Origin of the sequence: Polynucleobacter sp. MWH-S4W17 (genome assembly GCF_018687535.1) — a bacterium.
Taxonomy (GTDB): Bacteria; Pseudomonadota; Gammaproteobacteria; order Burkholderiales; family Burkholderiaceae; genus Polynucleobacter.
Genome location: NZ_CP061295.1, coordinates 285,824 through 301,126, shown reverse-complemented (window position 1 = coordinate 301,126; position 15,303 = coordinate 285,824). Strand labels below are relative to the sequence as shown.

Here is a 15,303-nt window from a genome sequence, read left to right as displayed (position 1 = left end):
GCTAAATAGGAGTTTATCTTTGGTTTTTGGATTTGAACAATGAAGGCAAGTAAACCCTAAAGAAATAAGGCAACGAAACCTTTAAAAAGTAAGGCTTAGCCTTATCCCACTTCTCAAAACTAACATAGTCATAATCATTCAATTGGTCGGCAATAATATTGGGGCCCAAGAATGCGGGGTGTCCAATTGCAGAATTTCCCAAACGCAACCATTTTCTATCGGTATATACAATTTCTGAGCTATGTCGATGAGATATAAAGGTTCCTATAGTTTCATATTCAGAAAAGCTATTGCCCTCATCAAACCTTATGCTATTTAGCAAGGCTGGAACCCAAGGCATGCCGTGCCTCAATTCGATTTCACGAAAACACTCTTGTAACCAAGCCGCTTTTAGAACAAAGCACTGCGCAATAAATGAGAATCTAATTTTTTTGCTTAAGTGCAATAGACGCATCACTGTCTCAAAATAAGGGTGATGATATTCAGCCCCCTTGTAGTAAATCAAGCGCCCTTGGTGGTCGATAAAACTGAGGGGTTTTAAGGGAATAGTATCAGCATCCCATATTAAGACAATCTCATCTGGCAAGCAATCATTGACCGCTGATAGCTTAATAAACTGCTGTAAGTACCAGCCAAATTGCGATGCAATTTTTGCATCGAGTAGCCGTTTTATTTCGGCGGCAAATTGCGATGTGTAAATTGACTCACCAATGACCTGAAAAGGTTTTGAGGAAATTTCTTGGAATAACTCAAGATCAGCATCGGGAACATAAACCTTGTAATGCCTGGCCTTTAGGTTGCGAACAATGTAAGAAGATGCAATCTCCCAGGCCTGCGCATCCCTTTTACAGCAGACACAAATAACTTGATCAATAATGACTGAAGTCGAATTCACCGCGATAAAAACTCTTGATAAGCTTCTTGCAAACCTTGCGTCAAATCTACCTTAGCCTTCCAACCTAAATTATTTAGCCGGGAAGAATCCATCCACTTCCTAGGCGACCCGTCAGGCTTTGTTATATCAAAGTTAATCTTTCCTTCATAACCTACTGCATCTCCAACTGCTTTTGCCAATTCTGCAATAGTCACATCGCTACCAAAACCCACATTGATATGGTTTTGCATTGATTCTATTTGGCTATCGTAGGTCGCCTTATCCAGATCCATTACAAATACTGATGCAGCTGCCATATCATCAACATAGAGAAACTCGCGCCTCGGGGTTCCCGTTCCCCAGATCACAACTTCAGGAGCATTACCTACTTTAGCTTCATGAAATCTTCTAATCAGTGCAGGAATGACATGGCTGTTTTCAGGATGATAGTTATCACCAGGACCATAGAGATTGGTCGGCATTACTGAGCGGTAATCAATTCCATGGCTATCGCCATATTGACGGTTGTAGCTCTCACACATCTTAATACCAGCAATTTTGGCAATGGCATAGGGCTCATTCGTTGGTTCTAACTTACCAGTGAGAAGAGCATCTTCACTCATTGGTTGCGGTGCTAGTTTGGGATAGATACAGCTTGAACCCAAGAAAAGCAGCCTTTTTACACCGCTGACAAAGGCTTGATGGATAACATTTGCCTCCATTATGAGATTTTCATAAATAAATTCTGCTGGAAAGGTATTGTTTGCATGAATACCGCCGACTCTCGCAGCGGCCAAATACACTTGATCAGGTTTTTCTGATCTAAAGAAGGATTCAACTGCCACTTGATTAGTTAAATCTAACTCATCATGAGTTCTCATTACAATATTGGCGCAGCCCTTAGCTTGCAGATTACGCACGATTGCAGAGCCCACCATACCGCGATGCCCTGCTACATAAATCTTGTGGTTTAAATCTGTTGGCATGTATTAATCTTCTTTTTAATTCTCTTTACCTACAGCAACTGAGTAACCATGCTTACTCAGCAGGGCATGTTGCTTGGCTTGATCTAAATCATTAGCCACCATTTCTACGATCATTTGATCGAGGGTAATTTCTGGCACCCAACCGAGTTTTGTTTTTGCCTTAGTAGGATCGCCTAAGAGTGTTTCTACTTCGGTAGGACGGTAATAGCGTGGGTCAATTTGAACAATCACATCGCCTACTTTTAAGGCCGGAGCTTTATCGCCTTCAATGCTAGCCACAATTGCTTTTTCATTCTCAGCTTTGCCCTCGAACTTGAGAGTGATACCTAATTGTTTAGCGCTTCGGGTAATAAATTCACGCACAGTGAACTGCACGCCAGTAGCGATCACAAAGTCTTCTGGCTTATCTTGTTGAAGCATTAGCCATTGCATGCGCACATAGTCTTTAGCATGGCCCCAATCACGCAGGGCATCGATATTGCCCATATATAAACACTTCTCTAGACCTTGAGCAATATTGGCAAGGCCGCGAGTCACTTTGCGAGTTACAAATGTCTCACCACGGCGCTTAGACTCATGGTTAAACAAAATACCATTACAGGCATAGATACCGTAAGCCTCACGATAGTTCACTGTAATCCAGTAGGCATACATCTTGGCAACTGCATATGGGCTTCTGGGATAGAACGGCGTGGTTTCTTTTTGCGGAATTTCTTGTACTAAACCATAGAGCTCTGAAGTAGACGCCTGATAAAAACGGGTTTTCTTTTCAAGACCGAGAATGCGAATGGCCTCAAGCATTCTGAGTGGGCCCATGGCATCCACATCAGCAGTGTATTCGGGAGACTCAAAAGAAACGGCAACGTGTGATTGAGCACCCAGGTTATAAATCTCATCAGGCTGACACTGTTGAATGATTCGTACCAGATTACTGGTATCAGTTAAATCGCCGTAATGCAGAATCAAATCTGGGTGATTGATATGAGGATCTTGGTAAATGTGATCAATACGCTCGGTATTGAATGAGGATGCACGGCGTTTAATGCCATGAACGATGTAGCCCTTCTCCAAAAGAAACTCGGCGAGGTATGAGCCATCCTGGCCTGTTATGCCGGTAATCAATGCCACCCTTTGCGCTGCAACCATTCTCTTTTTCGCCTTATTTTATCGAATTCAACTACCAATCAGCAAAACTTAACCTCGACCATATGTATCTTCGAATCTCACAATATCATCCTCACCTAAATAACTTCCTGATTGGACTTCAATGATTTCCAAGACTTCATTTCCTGGGTTGGCTAATCTATGGGTTTGCCCTTGAGGAATGTAGGTGCTTTGATTTTCAGTCAGGATAATGACCTGATCACCATTGGTAATCTCTGCCGTACCCTTCACCACGATCCAATGCTCTGCACGGTGATGATGCATTTGTAGGGAGAGGCTTGCTCCTGGCTTGACCTGAATACGCTTTACTTTAAAGCGCTCACCTTCATCAACACTGTCATACCAGCCCCATGGTCTTGCCACTTTGCGGTGTAGATTCTTTTCTTCTCTACCCTGAGTCTCTAACTGCGTCACAATACTTTTAACATCTTGGCTATTTTTTCTGTCAGCAATTAATACTGCATCAGCTGTTTCAACAATCACCAGATTTTCTACACCAACAACACTGACTAATCTACTGCTGGCATGCACTAATGAGTTTTTCGAATTCGTGATTAAAGTATCACCGGAAGTCACATTGCCATCTTGATCTTGCTGACCCACTTGCCAGACTGCATCCCATGCGCCTAGATCATTCCAGCCGGCATCGAGCTCAACCATTTTGATAGGAAAGTTCGACTGAGGGCATTTCTCAATCACAGCATAGTCAATAGACTCACTTGGAATCGCTTTAAATTCTTCTTTGCCAGGACGAACGAAGCCCACACCACCAGAAGCATCTTCTGATTTTGTCTGCCATGCCTTTTGTGATGCCTCGCTGATATCAGACCTAAATTCTGTTAAAGCAGCCAACCAAGTGCTCGCCTTTAAAACAAACATGCCGCTATTCCATAGATAGGAGCCCTCAGCTAAATAAGCCTGCGCAGTCTTGCTATCAGGCTTCTCCACGAAACGCTTAACCCCGTAAGCATTATTTAAATCTTTGCTCTCTGCACGCTGAATATAGCCATAGCCAGTTTCTGGCGCGGTTGGAGTAATGCCCAAAATAGCAATTGAGTTTGGTATTGCTTCCACCGATTGAATGCAATCTTGCAAGGCTTTAGTAAAAGCCTTTTGATTTTGAATGGTTTGATCTGCAGGCGTAATAATCAAGATGGGATCTTCACCATTAGATAATTGCTGTGCACAGAGTGCCGCCATACTTAAAGCAGGTGCTGTATTTCTTCCGACGGGCTCTAGTATTAATTTGGCTTTGATCAACTGCAGTTCGCGCAATTGATCCAAAACTAAGAATCGATGATCTTCGTTAGTGACTACTAGGGTATCACCCAATCTGACCTTGCCGTTGCTGTCATTGCCAACGGAGTTAATTCGCTCTACTGCTTGCTGAAATAAGCTCTGAGAAGAGCCATCGCCCGATAAAACTAAAAACTGCTTAGGGAACCCCGAGCGCGATAAAGGCCAAAGTCTGGTGCCTGACCCACCGCAAAGGATGACTGGGATAACTAAAGCCATTTGTCTATCGAAAGCCTTTTTATTTGAATAAGATTCATTTTATAGGCTTTAGCTACCTACAAAGTGCCAATTATTTATTAAAATTATTCAGGCGCACAATAGAAGACGCTATTACGCGCCAGCATTAAAAACTATAAATAAGGAGTCAAAATGACAACAGGCAATATTCCGAAGATTAACCTTCGCAACTCACTAACAGAGTGCGGTCAATCTATTCGCAAAGAAAATGCGGGTAAATACCATAACTATGGAATTAAGGACTGCAAAGCTTCTATTGCAGCTGGACGTATCCAATAGATCTTTCTGCGGTTTAAAAAGGGGCTCTTGCCCCTTTTTTATTGCCTCTCGCTCTTGAAAATCCTAGTCACTGCGACCTTAGCTGGGTCTATTAGGATAGCGCTTACCAGTGAGATTGCTATAAGCCGCTCCAGCCAGCACCAACAGAATCGAATCGACCATTACTGGGAAAAAAGCATAGCGGAAGTGCAAAACATGGCCCAGCACCACAATTAAAGACACTGCGGCCGCTGGAGGATGCAAACACCTCAGAAAAAACATTCCCAAAATAGAAAGGCTGGCCGCTAAAGGCATAGCTATCAGAGGCTCCCCCACTAGATGGGCAATGCAAATGCCAACCAAGGCCGACAAGGTATTGCCGGCAATGACGGCCCAAGGCTGAGCCATTGGGCTGCCTGGTAAGACAAAGACCAATAAGGCGCTAGCCCCCAATGAAGCCATTAGCCATTCATCAATACCCCCGAGCTCTCCAAGATACTTGGCGGTAGTAAGCACCAACATCAGCCCAATAAAGGCCCCAAAACCAGAGCGCACTCGCTCCACCATGGCTACGGGAGGCTGGTCGCCACCCAAATAAAAGGTGTAGCGTTGCAAATTCTTTTTGATGCGGTCTTTCAGAGGAAATCTCCTAGGATGGTTTTTACCAAAAGGATACACCCCCCATTTTTTAATCAGCAATTGACTGCGGGAATATAAAAAGTCACCCTAGGGTGACTTTTCGTTGCTCTTATTTACACCAGAGCATCAATACAATTGATTAAAACTGCTTGTTTCTGATTAAGCTTTCTTAGCGTAAGCAGAGCACCAGCCTTTAGCAGCAACTTGCTTACCAGCAAACAATGAGCAAGGACCTGCAGCTGCGTCAGCTTTACCCTGGAACAATGCACAGCTGCTGCACTGTTGACCAGCAGCGTACTTAGCGTACTTTGCTTTATCTACTTTAGAGGCATCAGCCTTATAGCCCAATGCAGCGGCTTGTGGATCAGTTTCTGCAACCATTGCTTGAGCTTGAACTTTACCGTTCAATGCCAAAGTACAGGCACCAGCAGCAGACAAAATCATAAATTGGCGACGACTATTTTTCATGGATTCTCCAAAAATAAATCAGTGATTAACTTGCACGCGCATCACAAAACCATGCGCACCTTTGAAAACTAAGGAAGATCATAGTGGAGAAGATTTGCTGCTGCCACTCATGGCGTAAGTCAATGATTTATATAGAAATATAGATGAGAATTGTTCTCATAAAATCTCCTACTAAAAACGTCGATTAATTCCAGCCCTTAAGCTTCATGCAATTAATCCACTGACGGATATGAACACCCGAACCAGATTCGGGGTAATCCTCTTGGCATTCCTTGAGGTCTTTGTTGTAAGTTGCTTTGTTATTTTTAGCAGGATTTTGGTTTTCAGAAGGGAATGTTGAGCAAGCAGCAACACTCAATACCAATACGAGCAGCGAAATTCGTAAGCTGAGCTGCATGATCTTTGTAATCAATTTCTACCCCTATTGACTAACTTCATATAGGCCCCATGATCACCACACGCCCTATTGAACGCAACTGCTGCGATTGAATCTTTTGCACCAATCACACCGCTAGATTTTGCGCCCTGACCTTGGCTAGTTAAGGTGAAAGAATTTTCCTGGCACTTGGCTGTGAAAATATAATCTGCTTGTTTTGTTAAATCTTTACCTAAAACGTACGAACTCAATCTCATTTGCCGAACCTCTTTTTTTGAGTCGGTAATTGCTACTTCGTTATTAATGACTTCATAAAAGATTGGGGACTCAGTATTCACTAACTCCAGGCCTGCCTCTTGCTTAGTAATGACAAGTTGCTTATTTTCTTTTTCATCAAAGATCTCAGCAGTCGGTTTTTGGGGTGCTGGCGCTGGTAGTGCGCCCTCTTGATAAAGGAAGTAATTGATATTTTGATCGTCAATGAACTTTCTACCGCAAAGACGGGAGCGCACATAAGCCATTGCGGTTCTGGGGGCAATCTTTACCCAGCCAGAGCCATTCACAGGCTTGATATCGCCGACCAGAGGTCCCTTCGAGACAATATTCTGGGTATAAAAAGTTTCTGACCACTGATTGTTACTAAAGCAATCGATTTTTTGGCGGAACGGGCCAACCATAGTGGCGTTATAAGTTGCTAAATTACTTTTTTCTCTTGGCGCAATAAATGCATCATAAGTAAGAACACCATCCTCATCTTCCGTCAGGGTATAGGGATCGTAAAACCAGTTCTTGGTTTTAGATTCTGCAAGCAAAATCCAAGTGCGGTCTGTGTAATCTTTTTGATTTAAGGGTGGAACGTAGAAGAATGGAGATTCCACTTTTTCATCCACAACAGATTGGTAGCTCTGCAGCATCGGTCCTGCAGTGCAGCCCGCCATCAACAAAACAGCAAGAATAAGAAGCTTTTTCATTGCCCTACTTACGGTCAATCAAGGCTAAGAACTCTCTACGTAAATTAGAATCTTTTAAGAAGGCTCCACGCATCACGCTATTGATCATTTTCGAATCACGATCCTTGACACCGCGCCATTGCATACAAAAGTGATCGGCATCCATCACTACTGCCACACCAATTGGCTTAATCTTCTTCTCAAGCATATCTGCCAGCTCTACAACAGCTTCTTCCTGAATTTGTGGGCGACACATGACCCATTCGGTCAAGCGTGAGTACTTAGAAAGGCCAATCAGAGCAGACTCCTTACTAGGTAGAACACCGATCCAAATACGGCCCATGATTGGGCATAGATGATGAGAGCAAGCACTACGAACGGTAATGGGGCCAATAATCATGAGCTCATTTAAGCGGCTCACATTGGGGAACTTGGTTAAAGTGGGCTGATCAACATAACGCCCATTAAACACCTCCTGCACATACATCTTTGCTACACGACGACTCGTGTTTTGAGTGTTGTGATCATTTTCAGTATCGATGACGAGGCTTTCTAAAACAGCCTGCATTTTCTCCGCTACCTCATCTACCAAACCTTCTAATTCACCTGGCTTAATAAATGCTGAGATATTGTCATTCGCATGAAAGCGAGCCTTTTGGGCTTCGATACGACGACGAATGACTACCGATAAAGGTAAACCACCCTCTTCTTTTGTAGCATCCCTTGATTTAACGGTAGATTTTTTAATAGGAAGTTTGCTCACTATTTTTTTTGCAGGCATTTTCTGAATAGTTTTCTTAGGGGTTGGCATAAAAACTTTCTAAGGGAAAAATAGCGGCTATCGAACAGGGTCTAAATTGACCATTCTTCCACTTGAAGATTAGGAATACGATGAAACTCTCGTGCATTATTAGTGATCAAACCGCTGGATTCAGATAAGGCATGGGCTGCAATCATTAAATCCATGCCACCAATGGGTTGACCCATTCTCTCTAGCCCAGAACGAATTTGGGCGTAATGGTGCGTAGCCTCCACCGGCCATGGACGAATTTCAAAACCATCTATCCATGCTTCAATCGCCGCACTAAAACGTGGCGATGCTAATTTTGCCGCTCCAAACCTCAGCTCTGCAGCAACAATGGCAGATAACCATACTTCATCATGCTCCAGCCCAGCAAAGCGCTCCAACATCTTTTGCGGATGTCTGCGCAATATATAGCTACAAATATTGGTATCTAAGGTTTTTTGTTTTTTTACCAATCTAAGTCCAATCACGCTCTTGTGCTGGTGAATCATCCCGATCCTGTAAAAAGTTCTCTGGAAGAGGATCAGTCTGTTGATAAAAAGTACTGAGCCATTGACCCAGATTGTGCTCTTTCTCAACATCAGGCGTAACCCAAAGCGCATTACCCACTTGTTCTATGCGGACTTGCTTGGATTGAAAGCGTAGCTTGGCGGGCAGACGAATCGCTTGACTGCGCCCGCTCATAAATAATTTAGCAATGCTTGTCATGCGACCCTCCACATCTATGGGGATAATTTGTAATATAGCAATGATATATTACATGTAAGAATCAAGCAAATGCCCAAACACCGTTAAATTTGAAAAAACAAACCTACTACACAAATCATGCCAAACAGCCAAACGATGGATCTCGTGGTTGGCCAATTAGCGATATAGCAAATGAGATAGGCGATACGGGCAATTACAAAACCCATTGCCAGTAAGTCAATTCTGTCCTGTGGAGCATGAACTACGGATGCAATGATCACGGCGGCAAAGAACAAAGGGAGCGACTCAAATAGATTGGCTTGAGCAGCATTAGCCCTGGCTCTAAACCCCGTTTGCTTTGCCAGCCATTGCCGTGGCATCGCATTGTCGTAACCCTGAAAACCTTTTTTAGCAATACCTGCTGCGACATAAGGTAAAAGACCCATCAACAGAATGCAAGCGTAAGCAATAGTCATAAGAAGTACCGTTAGTTATTTTTTGGTTATGTTGGATGAATTATGTTGGAGTCTTTTTAGAGCCAATACGACTCTCTTTGCCATTGAGTAAATTCTGAATGTTGCTTCGATGGCGCCAGATAAGTAATGCACATACGGCCAAGAGAGCCAAGCCCATCGGCTGAAAGCCGAATAAGAAAACAAAATAGATGGGGCCAAAGATTGCAGCAGCCAATGCCGCTAAAGAAGAGTAGCGCATAAACATCGCCACAATAATCCAAGTGCTCAGCGTAGCTAACCCCAAAATCCAATTGATGCCAAACAAAATACCGCAAGCAGTAGCAACACCTTTGCCACCTTTAAAGCCATGGAATATAGGAAAGAGATGGCCTAAAAATACTGCGAGCACCACACCACACAAAAGCCATGAGTTCATCGTGGATGTCAGAGATTCATCTCCGAGCAATACTCGCGCCAGCATGACGGCAAAGTAACCCTTTAAAGCATCACCAATCAGCGTTAAAACGGCAGCCAACTTATTACCAGTACGTAGCACATTGGTGGCGCCAGGATTGCCGGAGCCATAGGAGTGAGGATCGGGTAAGCGCATACACTTACTCACCACTACCGCGAATGAAATGGAGCCAATAAGATAGGCAAGTGGAATGAGCAAGAGGTCTAAGGTGAAATTCATGGTGATATCTTAAACACTTATCTTGATAGTGATTCTTGGGCTACCAAGCTCCGTTGGAGCAGAGGAGTCAGCAGACCCATACTCAGGCAGCCTGCAGTACATCAGAAACCCAAGCATTAATACTTTTTCCAGACGCCTGAGCAACTCTAGCCACTTTTGCATGGATTTCAGGAGAAATGCGCAACATCAATTTTCCAGAGTATGGTTTTTGTGGTTTTACGCCATGAGCTTCAGACATCGCGATATATCCATCAACAGCCGCTTCGAAGGCTTTAATTAACTCTGAAGCAGACTCGCCATGAAAAGACACAATATCAGTGATGCCCGTTAAGTGACCCACAAAAATACGGTCATCAACATCAAACTCAATGCGGGCAGAATAATTTTTATAACGCAATGGCTTGTTCATAACTTCACTCCTATTAAAACCAAAAAACTTTGAACATCTTTTACCTGATACCGTTTTGCTTCTTTGCCGGGATGTGGCCTATGCAAATCCAAGCGATGGTTATGCATCAAAAAACTTACCCTAGAACCTTCGCCCTCAACGCACTTACTGCCAACCGCTACTAACAATAATTCAATTTTTCTCCACTCTATTGTTGCTGAAGTGGGTTAAGCAAATATAGCCTGTAAGGTTTTTTGATGTTTGCTATTCATTTTTCATATGATATCATAAAATGATATCATTTTAAACATCAACCCCTTGGATGATGCTGCGAATGTATGGATTTCAGTCTTTCTCTGGCCACATGGGTATAAATCTGAGTAGTAGAGATATCGGCATGGCCTAAAAGGAGCTGCACCACCCTTAAATCCGCTCCATGGTTCAGTAAATGGGTTGCAAATGCATGACGCAGGGTATGGGGTGATAGAGCTACCGGAATATTGGCCAATGTGGCATAGCGTTTAATCAGCGCCCAGAATGCTTGACGAGTTAAACCGGTGCCGGTGTGGCGTCCTACAAATACAGCATCCGTTGTTTTACCTTCCAATAAAGGGGTTCGTGCTTCTGCTAAGTAACGCCTTAACCACTGCCCTGCTTCACCACCAAATGGCACTAAGCGTTCTTTACCGCCTTTACCATTCACTACTCTTACTACACCCTCATTCAGACCTAGGGCAACCGTTTTTAAAGAAACAATTTCGGATACGCGTAAACCACTGGCATACATTAATTCCAACATAGTGCGATCACGCAAACCTAAAGGGGTTTCAATATCGGGTGCATTGAGTAATGCAGTGACTTGATCTTCACTGAGTGTCTTAGGAAAGCGTAGCGCTTGTTTAGCAGCGCGCAAACCAATACAAGGATCGCTCTTCACTAAATTAATACGAAGTGCATGACGATAGAAGCGCTTGAATACCGTCAAACGTCGATTAGCGGTAGTCGCCTTGTCAGCACGTCGGTGCGCTATGTAGGCCGTAAGATCTTTCTCAGTAACACCGTATAGATCTGCGCCAGAGTCCTTATATAACCACTGAGCCAATAACAATAAGTCCCTACGGTATGCAGACAAACTATTTTGAGCTAGCCCATCCTCTAGCCAGCAAGCATCACAGAATCGCTCAATGGCCTCCTGGCTCATCACGGAGATTGGAGGTGTATTTTTTTTCATCCTATCGGTTTGATACTGCACGATATGCCGTTTCAACAGCGCGAAGAATGGTTACATGCAAGGTGCCTAACTTAGGCGTATTGCCATGCGGGCTTCTAGCGGGTACTTTGAAATAGCGCTCAGACCACGGCAGATCAACAATCACCTTGAAATCAAACTTTGTGTCGTAAGCCAATCCAGCTAGTGCGTAAGCAGCTGGATTCTTAATCTGGGTTATCGCCACCTCGCCAGCTTTAAGTCTTGTCAGATTCTGGGATGCTCCATACGCCACGCTGACCTGATTGCCATCATCCCTACGCTCGACACTCAGGACAATGGCTGGTCTGGGTTTGGGTCCTGGCTCACTATTAGGAGCCTCTGGAAACAAACACCAAACGATATCGCCAGGTGCTGGCAACATCCAAGCCTGACTCATACAAACAATGCATCGCGTGCAAGCAGTTTTCCTTTTGGTAAGCGCTTGGCTGCATCCTTGCGTAATGCCAAGACTTGTTTTGCGGTCAACGGACCATCATCAGGGGCATAAGAAGGTAAAACATCGGTAGCAAATTTTGACAAGGCCATATGGATAACCTGCGTTTCATTGACATCGAGCTCTTTAGCAATTGCCTTAACAGTTGTTCGAGTCACGCCAAATTGGGTGTCTTTAGAGCGGAATTTGACCAACAGGTTTTCGTTTGAAGCTCTCATCATGGCACCTCGTTAATTTATATATATAAAATATATACCATATTGGATGCAATTGCAATCCTTACGCGCTCATTGAATAGATGGGATTTAACCCAAATCAACGAAAGATTATGGATACCTAATTTAGCTAATTTCTGGGTTCCTTGACCAAATAAAGTCCTATATCAATTTTCTAAATACCCCAACTTGAGACTTCATAGTCGCAGAGTGGGGTCTTAGATTTGGTGTTGCCACTCTAAATGCTTTATTTAAATCAAAATAATTAGAAGCGTCATTCATTTCCCAAAACCGTCTTTCATCAAGTTCTGATGGAAATACAGGAATGGGTTTAAGCGTCTTCATTGCACCAAGCTTCTTCTTAGTCACGGAAATTATTAAAGCCCAATGGCGCCTCTGTTACTTCTTTTTTAAGTAAGGCCATTGTTTCTTGTAAGTCATCACGCTTGGCGCCGGTGACACGCACCGCATCACCCTGAATACTGGCTTGCACTTTGAGCTTGCTATCTTTAATGATGCGCACAACTTTTTTTGCCAAGTCTGAAGTGATTCCCTTTTGAATCTTCATCGTTTGCTTACGCTTATCACTGCCAATGGTTTCTGTTTTCTCATCCTTAAGATAGCGCACATCCACATTGCGCTTGGCCATTTTATTAATCAGGACATCACGCACTTGACCCAATTTAAAGTCGTCATCACCAAATAAGATTAATGCCTCATCTTTTTGTTCAACACGGCTATCAGAGCCCTTGAAGTCAAAACGATTGGTAATTTCTTTATTGGATTGCTCGATGGCATTTTTGAGCTCAACCATGTCTGGCTCACAAACTACGTCAAATGTTGGCATTTTTACTCCCTATGTTTTCTCGTAATTACTCTCGTAATATTTACATTTTCTGGCTATTTTGGCGTCCATCGCAGATTTCTTGCTTCCTGTGCTGCCAAAAAATAGGCTCTGGATTCTTTTACGAATAAGATTGTGGCATGAACCGTGCTCAAAATGCGCCCCAACCCGCAAAATTGATCCCAAATTTGGGTTTGAAGCACCGTAACACCTTTGGCTTTGACACTAGCGCGGAACTGGCCTACGAAATTACCGCGCCCGAGCAAATTCCTGAAGTTATTGCAGAAGTTGCAGAAAAAAAACTGCCATGGCGGGTTTTAGGCGGAGGTAGCAATGTCATTCTCCCAAGCACCTTACCGGGAGCCACCCTCCTCATGAATATCGCTGGGCAAGAAATCATTTCCTCCGATGAAAAGGCAAGCTATTTAGCAGTTGGTGCTGGTGTTAACTGGCATGAACTCGTTGCTTGGACACTCGAGAAAGATTTGCCCGGCCTAGAAAACTTAGCACTCATTCCCGGCACAGTTGGGGCAGCACCCATTCAAAATATCGGCGCCTATGGTGTTGAAATTGCAGATTACATTGATAGCATAGAAGCATTTGATGCAAAAAACCATGCCTTTGTCACCCTCCAAAATGAGGCATGCCACTTTGCTTACCGCGATAGCTACTTCAAGCAAAATCCCCACCGCTTTATCGTGACAAAGGTCGTTTTTAAGCTGCCTAAAGCTTGGCAAGCTCGCATCCACTATGCAGATCTTACAAAGCAATTTTCTGGGAACGCCAACCCGAGTCCTGAAGATATCTTCTTAGCAGTATGTAAGGTGCGCACACATAAGCTGCCAGACCCCAAAGTGATTGGTAATGCTGGAAGTTTCTTTCAGAACCCTGTAATTCCTATTGAACAGTATGAAACTTTACTTAGAGCGCATACGAATCTAGTGTCTTATCCAGATGCAGCTGGTAAACGTAAGCTCGCAGCAGGTTGGCTTATCGATCAATGCGGCTTCAAGGGTCAACGCATGGGCTCGGTTGGTGTTTATGAACATCAAGCGCTTGTACTGGTTAACCATGGCGGTGGTACCGCTCAAGATATTTTAGGTTTAGCCAAATGCATTCAGGAAAAAGTGCACGACAAATTTGGCGTTAGCTTGCAGATTGAGCCCAATATTTTGTAAATCGTGCTTATTACTGCCGTACATTAGCTAGATCCAATAATTCTGGGTATTGCTTCAGCAAAGCAGTCTTTCCTTGATTTAAACGCTTAAGCCAACCAGGTCCACGTGAAATTGCATCTATCCATGCTCGCCTAATTAACTCTCCATTACCCTCATCAAATAGAACTTTGAAAATTGCTGCGGCTTGACCTAAGTCTTTATTTGCTTTGACGCGCTCATTCATAGGCCGCTCCCCATAAACAATTAACTTATGTATTGCATAGCGCTCTGGGGCTGGGATATTCACAATGCAAGCACCCTCTTTAGACAAGAGCACAGTCTGTGTAGTATCTACCAGTGAAAACTCCATAAATTTAAGGCATTCCAGAGTCAAACCCAATTCAGGCAACACCACTGGCCCACCACTTCGAGTTTGGGGGGTAACAAAATCTAGCCGTAGTTCCGGATCCCTGGGATTGCGATATTGAGCACCTGTTTTTCCTGAAAATTCAGTAATGGGTAACAAGCCCATCTCCAACGAATTTAAGGCATCGTGCACTGAGATTTTGACATTTGCCCCTAATGCGATTGAAACATTTTTTCCTGCGTGAGCAAAATCTACATCCATTGTTGTATTGGAAGATAGCCATTTCACCCCCAACATATTTCCCATGGCAAGAAATGCATGTGTGCCAATCAATATTCCACCAGCGCTGAAAAATCCATAATGACGTAAGCGATTCACTACGCGAAAATGCTTGGTTAATGTTGACTCACAACCAAGCGCTTCCGCCGATAGCGCCAGCCTTTTGATCTTAGTCGATCGATCACTTACTTTCAGAGCTTGATGTTTTTTAATAAGCTGAGTAACGCGTTGATCCTCAGGACCCACATAAGCCATACGACCTACACCATCAATATCACGATAGCCGTAATAAATATAAGTCTTACCTTTTTGAACTTGCTTATGAAAGGATCCTGGCAATTCTTTAAATTGATTGATATTTTCAACGTGCAATTGATCCTGCAGTTCGGCATAAGCCGTTTGCGCGGACAATGAAAGTGATTCATATAGCTTGGTACTCATTTGGTTATTATACAAAAATT

23 protein-coding genes are annotated in these 15,303 nt (G+C 43.5%); 2 read left to right on the top strand and 21 right to left on the bottom strand.

What is annotated here, in order from left to right; genetic code table 11:
- Positions 1-13 precede the first annotated feature (13 nt).
- The 4 genes from C2755_RS01680 to C2755_RS01665 are packed head-to-tail and all read right to left on the bottom strand — an operon-like array spanning position 14 to position 4,539.
- On the bottom strand, positions 14-895 hold the full coding sequence (locus tag C2755_RS01680; RefSeq protein WP_215321490.1) for a DUF6492 family protein: 882 nt from the start codon (positions 893-895) through the stop codon (positions 14-16).
- Positions 892-1,860: a GDP-L-fucose synthase gene (locus C2755_RS01675; protein WP_215321489.1), complete on the bottom strand. Its 969-nt coding sequence runs from the start codon at positions 1,858-1,860 to the stop codon at positions 892-894. The genes C2755_RS01680 and C2755_RS01675 overlap by 4 nt, the downstream gene beginning before the upstream one ends.
- A gap of 15 nt (positions 1,861-1,875) precedes the next feature.
- Entirely contained in the window at positions 1,876-3,006 is a 1,131-nt protein-coding gene (gmd, locus tag C2755_RS01670; protein WP_215321488.1) for a GDP-mannose 4,6-dehydratase, read from the bottom strand.
- Positions 3,007-3,054: 48 nt separating this feature from the next.
- Positions 3,055-4,539, bottom strand: coding sequence for a mannose-1-phosphate guanylyltransferase/mannose-6-phosphate isomerase (locus C2755_RS01665; RefSeq protein WP_215321487.1), 1,485 nt, complete (start codon positions 4,537-4,539; stop codon positions 3,055-3,057).
- Positions 4,540-4,689: 150 nt separating this feature from the next.
- On the opposite strand from C2755_RS01665, the gene C2755_RS01660 reads away from it, so the two are divergent.
- Positions 4,690-4,836, top strand: coding sequence for a hypothetical protein (locus C2755_RS01660; protein WP_215274427.1), 147 nt, complete (start codon positions 4,690-4,692; stop codon positions 4,834-4,836).
- 78 nt (positions 4,837-4,914) lie between these two features.
- Here the strand turns inward: C2755_RS01660 and C2755_RS01655 are convergent, their stop codons facing one another.
- The 16 genes from C2755_RS01655 to C2755_RS01580 all read right to left on the bottom strand — a co-directional run bounded on the left by C2755_RS01655 (position 4,915) and on the right by C2755_RS01580 (position 13,042).
- Positions 4,915-5,430 carry an HPP family protein gene (locus C2755_RS01655; RefSeq protein WP_251368505.1) on the bottom strand — a complete coding sequence of 172 codons (516 nt, stop codon included), beginning with the start codon at positions 5,428-5,430 and terminating at the stop codon, positions 4,915-4,917.
- A gap of 183 nt (positions 5,431-5,613) precedes the next feature.
- Complete coding sequence (locus C2755_RS01650; RefSeq protein ID WP_215321486.1) at positions 5,614-5,922, bottom strand: high-potential iron-sulfur protein; 309 nt, start codon at positions 5,920-5,922, stop codon at positions 5,614-5,616.
- Positions 5,923-6,106: 184 nt separating this feature from the next.
- Positions 6,107-6,319 (bottom strand): hypothetical protein, encoded by a 213-nt coding sequence (locus C2755_RS01645; RefSeq protein ID WP_215321485.1) that lies wholly within the window; start codon positions 6,317-6,319, stop codon positions 6,107-6,109.
- An 11-nt stretch (positions 6,320-6,330) separates the two neighbouring features.
- Positions 6,331-7,269 (bottom strand): hypothetical protein, encoded by a 939-nt coding sequence (locus tag C2755_RS01640; protein ID WP_215321484.1) that lies wholly within the window; start codon positions 7,267-7,269, stop codon positions 6,331-6,333.
- A 4-nt stretch (positions 7,270-7,273) separates the two neighbouring features.
- Positions 7,274-8,059, bottom strand: coding sequence for a GTP cyclohydrolase I (gene folE, locus C2755_RS01635; protein ID WP_251368504.1), 786 nt, complete (start codon positions 8,057-8,059; stop codon positions 7,274-7,276).
- A 41-nt stretch (positions 8,060-8,100) separates the two neighbouring features.
- Positions 8,101-8,544: a type II toxin-antitoxin system VapC family toxin gene (locus C2755_RS01630; protein ID WP_215321483.1), complete on the bottom strand. Its 444-nt coding sequence runs from the start codon at positions 8,542-8,544 to the stop codon at positions 8,101-8,103.
- The gene (locus C2755_RS01625; RefSeq protein ID WP_215321482.1) at positions 8,510-8,761 is read right to left on the bottom strand and encodes an antitoxin; all 252 of its coding nucleotides are present in this window, start codon (positions 8,759-8,761) and stop codon (positions 8,510-8,512) included. The genes C2755_RS01630 and C2755_RS01625 overlap by 35 nt, the downstream gene beginning before the upstream one ends.
- An 83-nt stretch (positions 8,762-8,844) precedes the next feature.
- Positions 8,845-9,216 carry an MAPEG family protein gene (locus tag C2755_RS01620; RefSeq protein WP_215321481.1) on the bottom strand — a complete coding sequence of 124 codons (372 nt, stop codon included), beginning with the start codon at positions 9,214-9,216 and terminating at the stop codon, positions 8,845-8,847.
- 40 nt (positions 9,217-9,256) lie between these two features.
- Complete coding sequence (plsY, locus tag C2755_RS01615; RefSeq protein ID WP_215321480.1) at positions 9,257-9,889, bottom strand: glycerol-3-phosphate 1-O-acyltransferase PlsY; 633 nt, start codon at positions 9,887-9,889, stop codon at positions 9,257-9,259.
- An 82-nt stretch (positions 9,890-9,971) separates the two neighbouring features.
- Complete coding sequence (locus C2755_RS01610) at positions 9,972-10,298, bottom strand: type II toxin-antitoxin system HicB family antitoxin (RefSeq protein WP_215321479.1); 327 nt, start codon at positions 10,296-10,298, stop codon at positions 9,972-9,974.
- Positions 10,295-10,474, bottom strand: a complete 180-nt coding sequence (locus C2755_RS01605; RefSeq protein WP_256441244.1) for a type II toxin-antitoxin system HicA family toxin — start codon at positions 10,472-10,474, stop codon at positions 10,295-10,297. The genes C2755_RS01610 and C2755_RS01605 overlap by 4 nt, the downstream gene beginning before the upstream one ends.
- A gap of 113 nt (positions 10,475-10,587) precedes the next feature.
- On the bottom strand, positions 10,588-11,508 hold the full coding sequence (gene xerD, locus C2755_RS01600) for a site-specific tyrosine recombinase XerD (RefSeq protein ID WP_215321478.1): 921 nt from the start codon (positions 11,506-11,508) through the stop codon (positions 10,588-10,590).
- A gap of 1 nt (position 11,509) precedes the next feature.
- The gene (locus tag C2755_RS01595) at positions 11,510-11,923 is read right to left on the bottom strand and encodes a type II toxin-antitoxin system PemK/MazF family toxin (protein WP_215321477.1); all 414 of its coding nucleotides are present in this window, start codon (positions 11,921-11,923) and stop codon (positions 11,510-11,512) included.
- The gene (locus C2755_RS01590; RefSeq protein ID WP_215322381.1) at positions 11,920-12,201 is read right to left on the bottom strand and encodes a hypothetical protein; all 282 of its coding nucleotides are present in this window, start codon (positions 12,199-12,201) and stop codon (positions 11,920-11,922) included. Before C2755_RS01590 ends, C2755_RS01595 begins: the two co-directional genes overlap by 4 nt.
- A 156-nt stretch (positions 12,202-12,357) precedes the next feature.
- Complete coding sequence (locus C2755_RS01585; RefSeq protein WP_215322251.1) at positions 12,358-12,540, bottom strand: CopG family antitoxin; 183 nt, start codon at positions 12,538-12,540, stop codon at positions 12,358-12,360.
- Between the two features lie 16 nt (positions 12,541-12,556).
- Positions 12,557-13,042 carry a YajQ family cyclic di-GMP-binding protein gene (locus C2755_RS01580; protein ID WP_215321476.1) on the bottom strand — a complete coding sequence of 162 codons (486 nt, stop codon included), beginning with the start codon at positions 13,040-13,042 and terminating at the stop codon, positions 12,557-12,559.
- A 137-nt stretch (positions 13,043-13,179) separates the two neighbouring features.
- On the opposite strand from C2755_RS01580, the gene murB reads away from it, so the two are divergent.
- Entirely contained in the window at positions 13,180-14,217 is a 1,038-nt protein-coding gene (murB, locus tag C2755_RS01575) for a UDP-N-acetylmuramate dehydrogenase (RefSeq protein WP_215321475.1), read from the top strand.
- 10 nt (positions 14,218-14,227) lie between these two features.
- On the opposite strand, the gene C2755_RS01570 is transcribed toward murB, so the two are convergent.
- The gene (locus C2755_RS01570) at positions 14,228-15,283 is read right to left on the bottom strand and encodes a GSU2403 family nucleotidyltransferase fold protein (RefSeq protein WP_215321474.1); all 1,056 of its coding nucleotides are present in this window, start codon (positions 15,281-15,283) and stop codon (positions 14,228-14,230) included.
- Positions 15,284-15,303 lie beyond the last annotated feature (20 nt).

Coding starts and splice junctions, on each gene's coding strand:
- C2755_RS01580 (WP_215321476.1), bottom strand. CDS start 13,042: ATGCCAACATTTGACGTAGTTTGTGAGCCAGACATGGTTGAGCTCAAA.
- C2755_RS01675 (WP_215321489.1), bottom strand. CDS start 1,860: ATGCCAACAGATTTAAACCACAAGATTTATGTAGCAGGGCATCGCGGT.
- C2755_RS01665 (WP_215321487.1), bottom strand. CDS start 4,539: ATGGCTTTAGTTATCCCAGTCATCCTTTGCGGTGGGTCAGGCACCAGA.
- murB (WP_215321475.1), top strand. CDS start 13,180: ATGAACCGTGCTCAAAATGCGCCCCAACCCGCAAAATTGATCCCAAAT.
- C2755_RS01610 (WP_215321479.1), bottom strand. CDS start 10,298: ATGAACAAGCCATTGCGTTATAAAAATTATTCTGCCCGCATTGAGTTT.
- C2755_RS01630 (WP_215321483.1), bottom strand. CDS start 8,544: ATGATTCACCAGCACAAGAGCGTGATTGGACTTAGATTGGTAAAAAAA.
- C2755_RS01590 (WP_215322381.1), bottom strand. CDS start 12,201: ATGATGAGAGCTTCAAACGAAAACCTGTTGGTCAAATTCCGCTCTAAA.
- xerD (WP_215321478.1), bottom strand. CDS start 11,508: ATGAAAAAAAATACACCTCCAATCTCCGTGATGAGCCAGGAGGCCATT.
- gmd (WP_215321488.1), bottom strand. CDS start 3,006: ATGGTTGCAGCGCAAAGGGTGGCATTGATTACCGGCATAACAGGCCAG.
- folE (WP_251368504.1), bottom strand. CDS start 8,059: ATGCCAACCCCTAAGAAAACTATTCAGAAAATGCCTGCAAAAAAAATA.
- C2755_RS01640 (WP_215321484.1), bottom strand. CDS start 7,269: ATGAAAAAGCTTCTTATTCTTGCTGTTTTGTTGATGGCGGGCTGCACT.
- C2755_RS01660 (WP_215274427.1), top strand. CDS start 4,690: ATGACAACAGGCAATATTCCGAAGATTAACCTTCGCAACTCACTAACA.
- C2755_RS01585 (WP_215322251.1), bottom strand. CDS start 12,540: ATGAAGACGCTTAAACCCATTCCTGTATTTCCATCAGAACTTGATGAA.
- C2755_RS01645 (WP_215321485.1), bottom strand. CDS start 6,319: ATGCAGCTCAGCTTACGAATTTCGCTGCTCGTATTGGTATTGAGTGTT.
- C2755_RS01570 (WP_215321474.1), bottom strand. CDS start 15,283: ATGAGTACCAAGCTATATGAATCACTTTCATTGTCCGCGCAAACGGCT.
- plsY (WP_215321480.1), bottom strand. CDS start 9,889: ATGAATTTCACCTTAGACCTCTTGCTCATTCCACTTGCCTATCTTATT.
- C2755_RS01625 (WP_215321482.1), bottom strand. CDS start 8,761: ATGACAAGCATTGCTAAATTATTTATGAGCGGGCGCAGTCAAGCGATT.
- C2755_RS01595 (WP_215321477.1), bottom strand. CDS start 11,923: ATGAGTCAGGCTTGGATGTTGCCAGCACCTGGCGATATCGTTTGGTGT.
- C2755_RS01620 (WP_215321481.1), bottom strand. CDS start 9,216: ATGACTATTGCTTACGCTTGCATTCTGTTGATGGGTCTTTTACCTTAT.
- C2755_RS01650 (WP_215321486.1), bottom strand. CDS start 5,922: ATGAAAAATAGTCGTCGCCAATTTATGATTTTGTCTGCTGCTGGTGCC.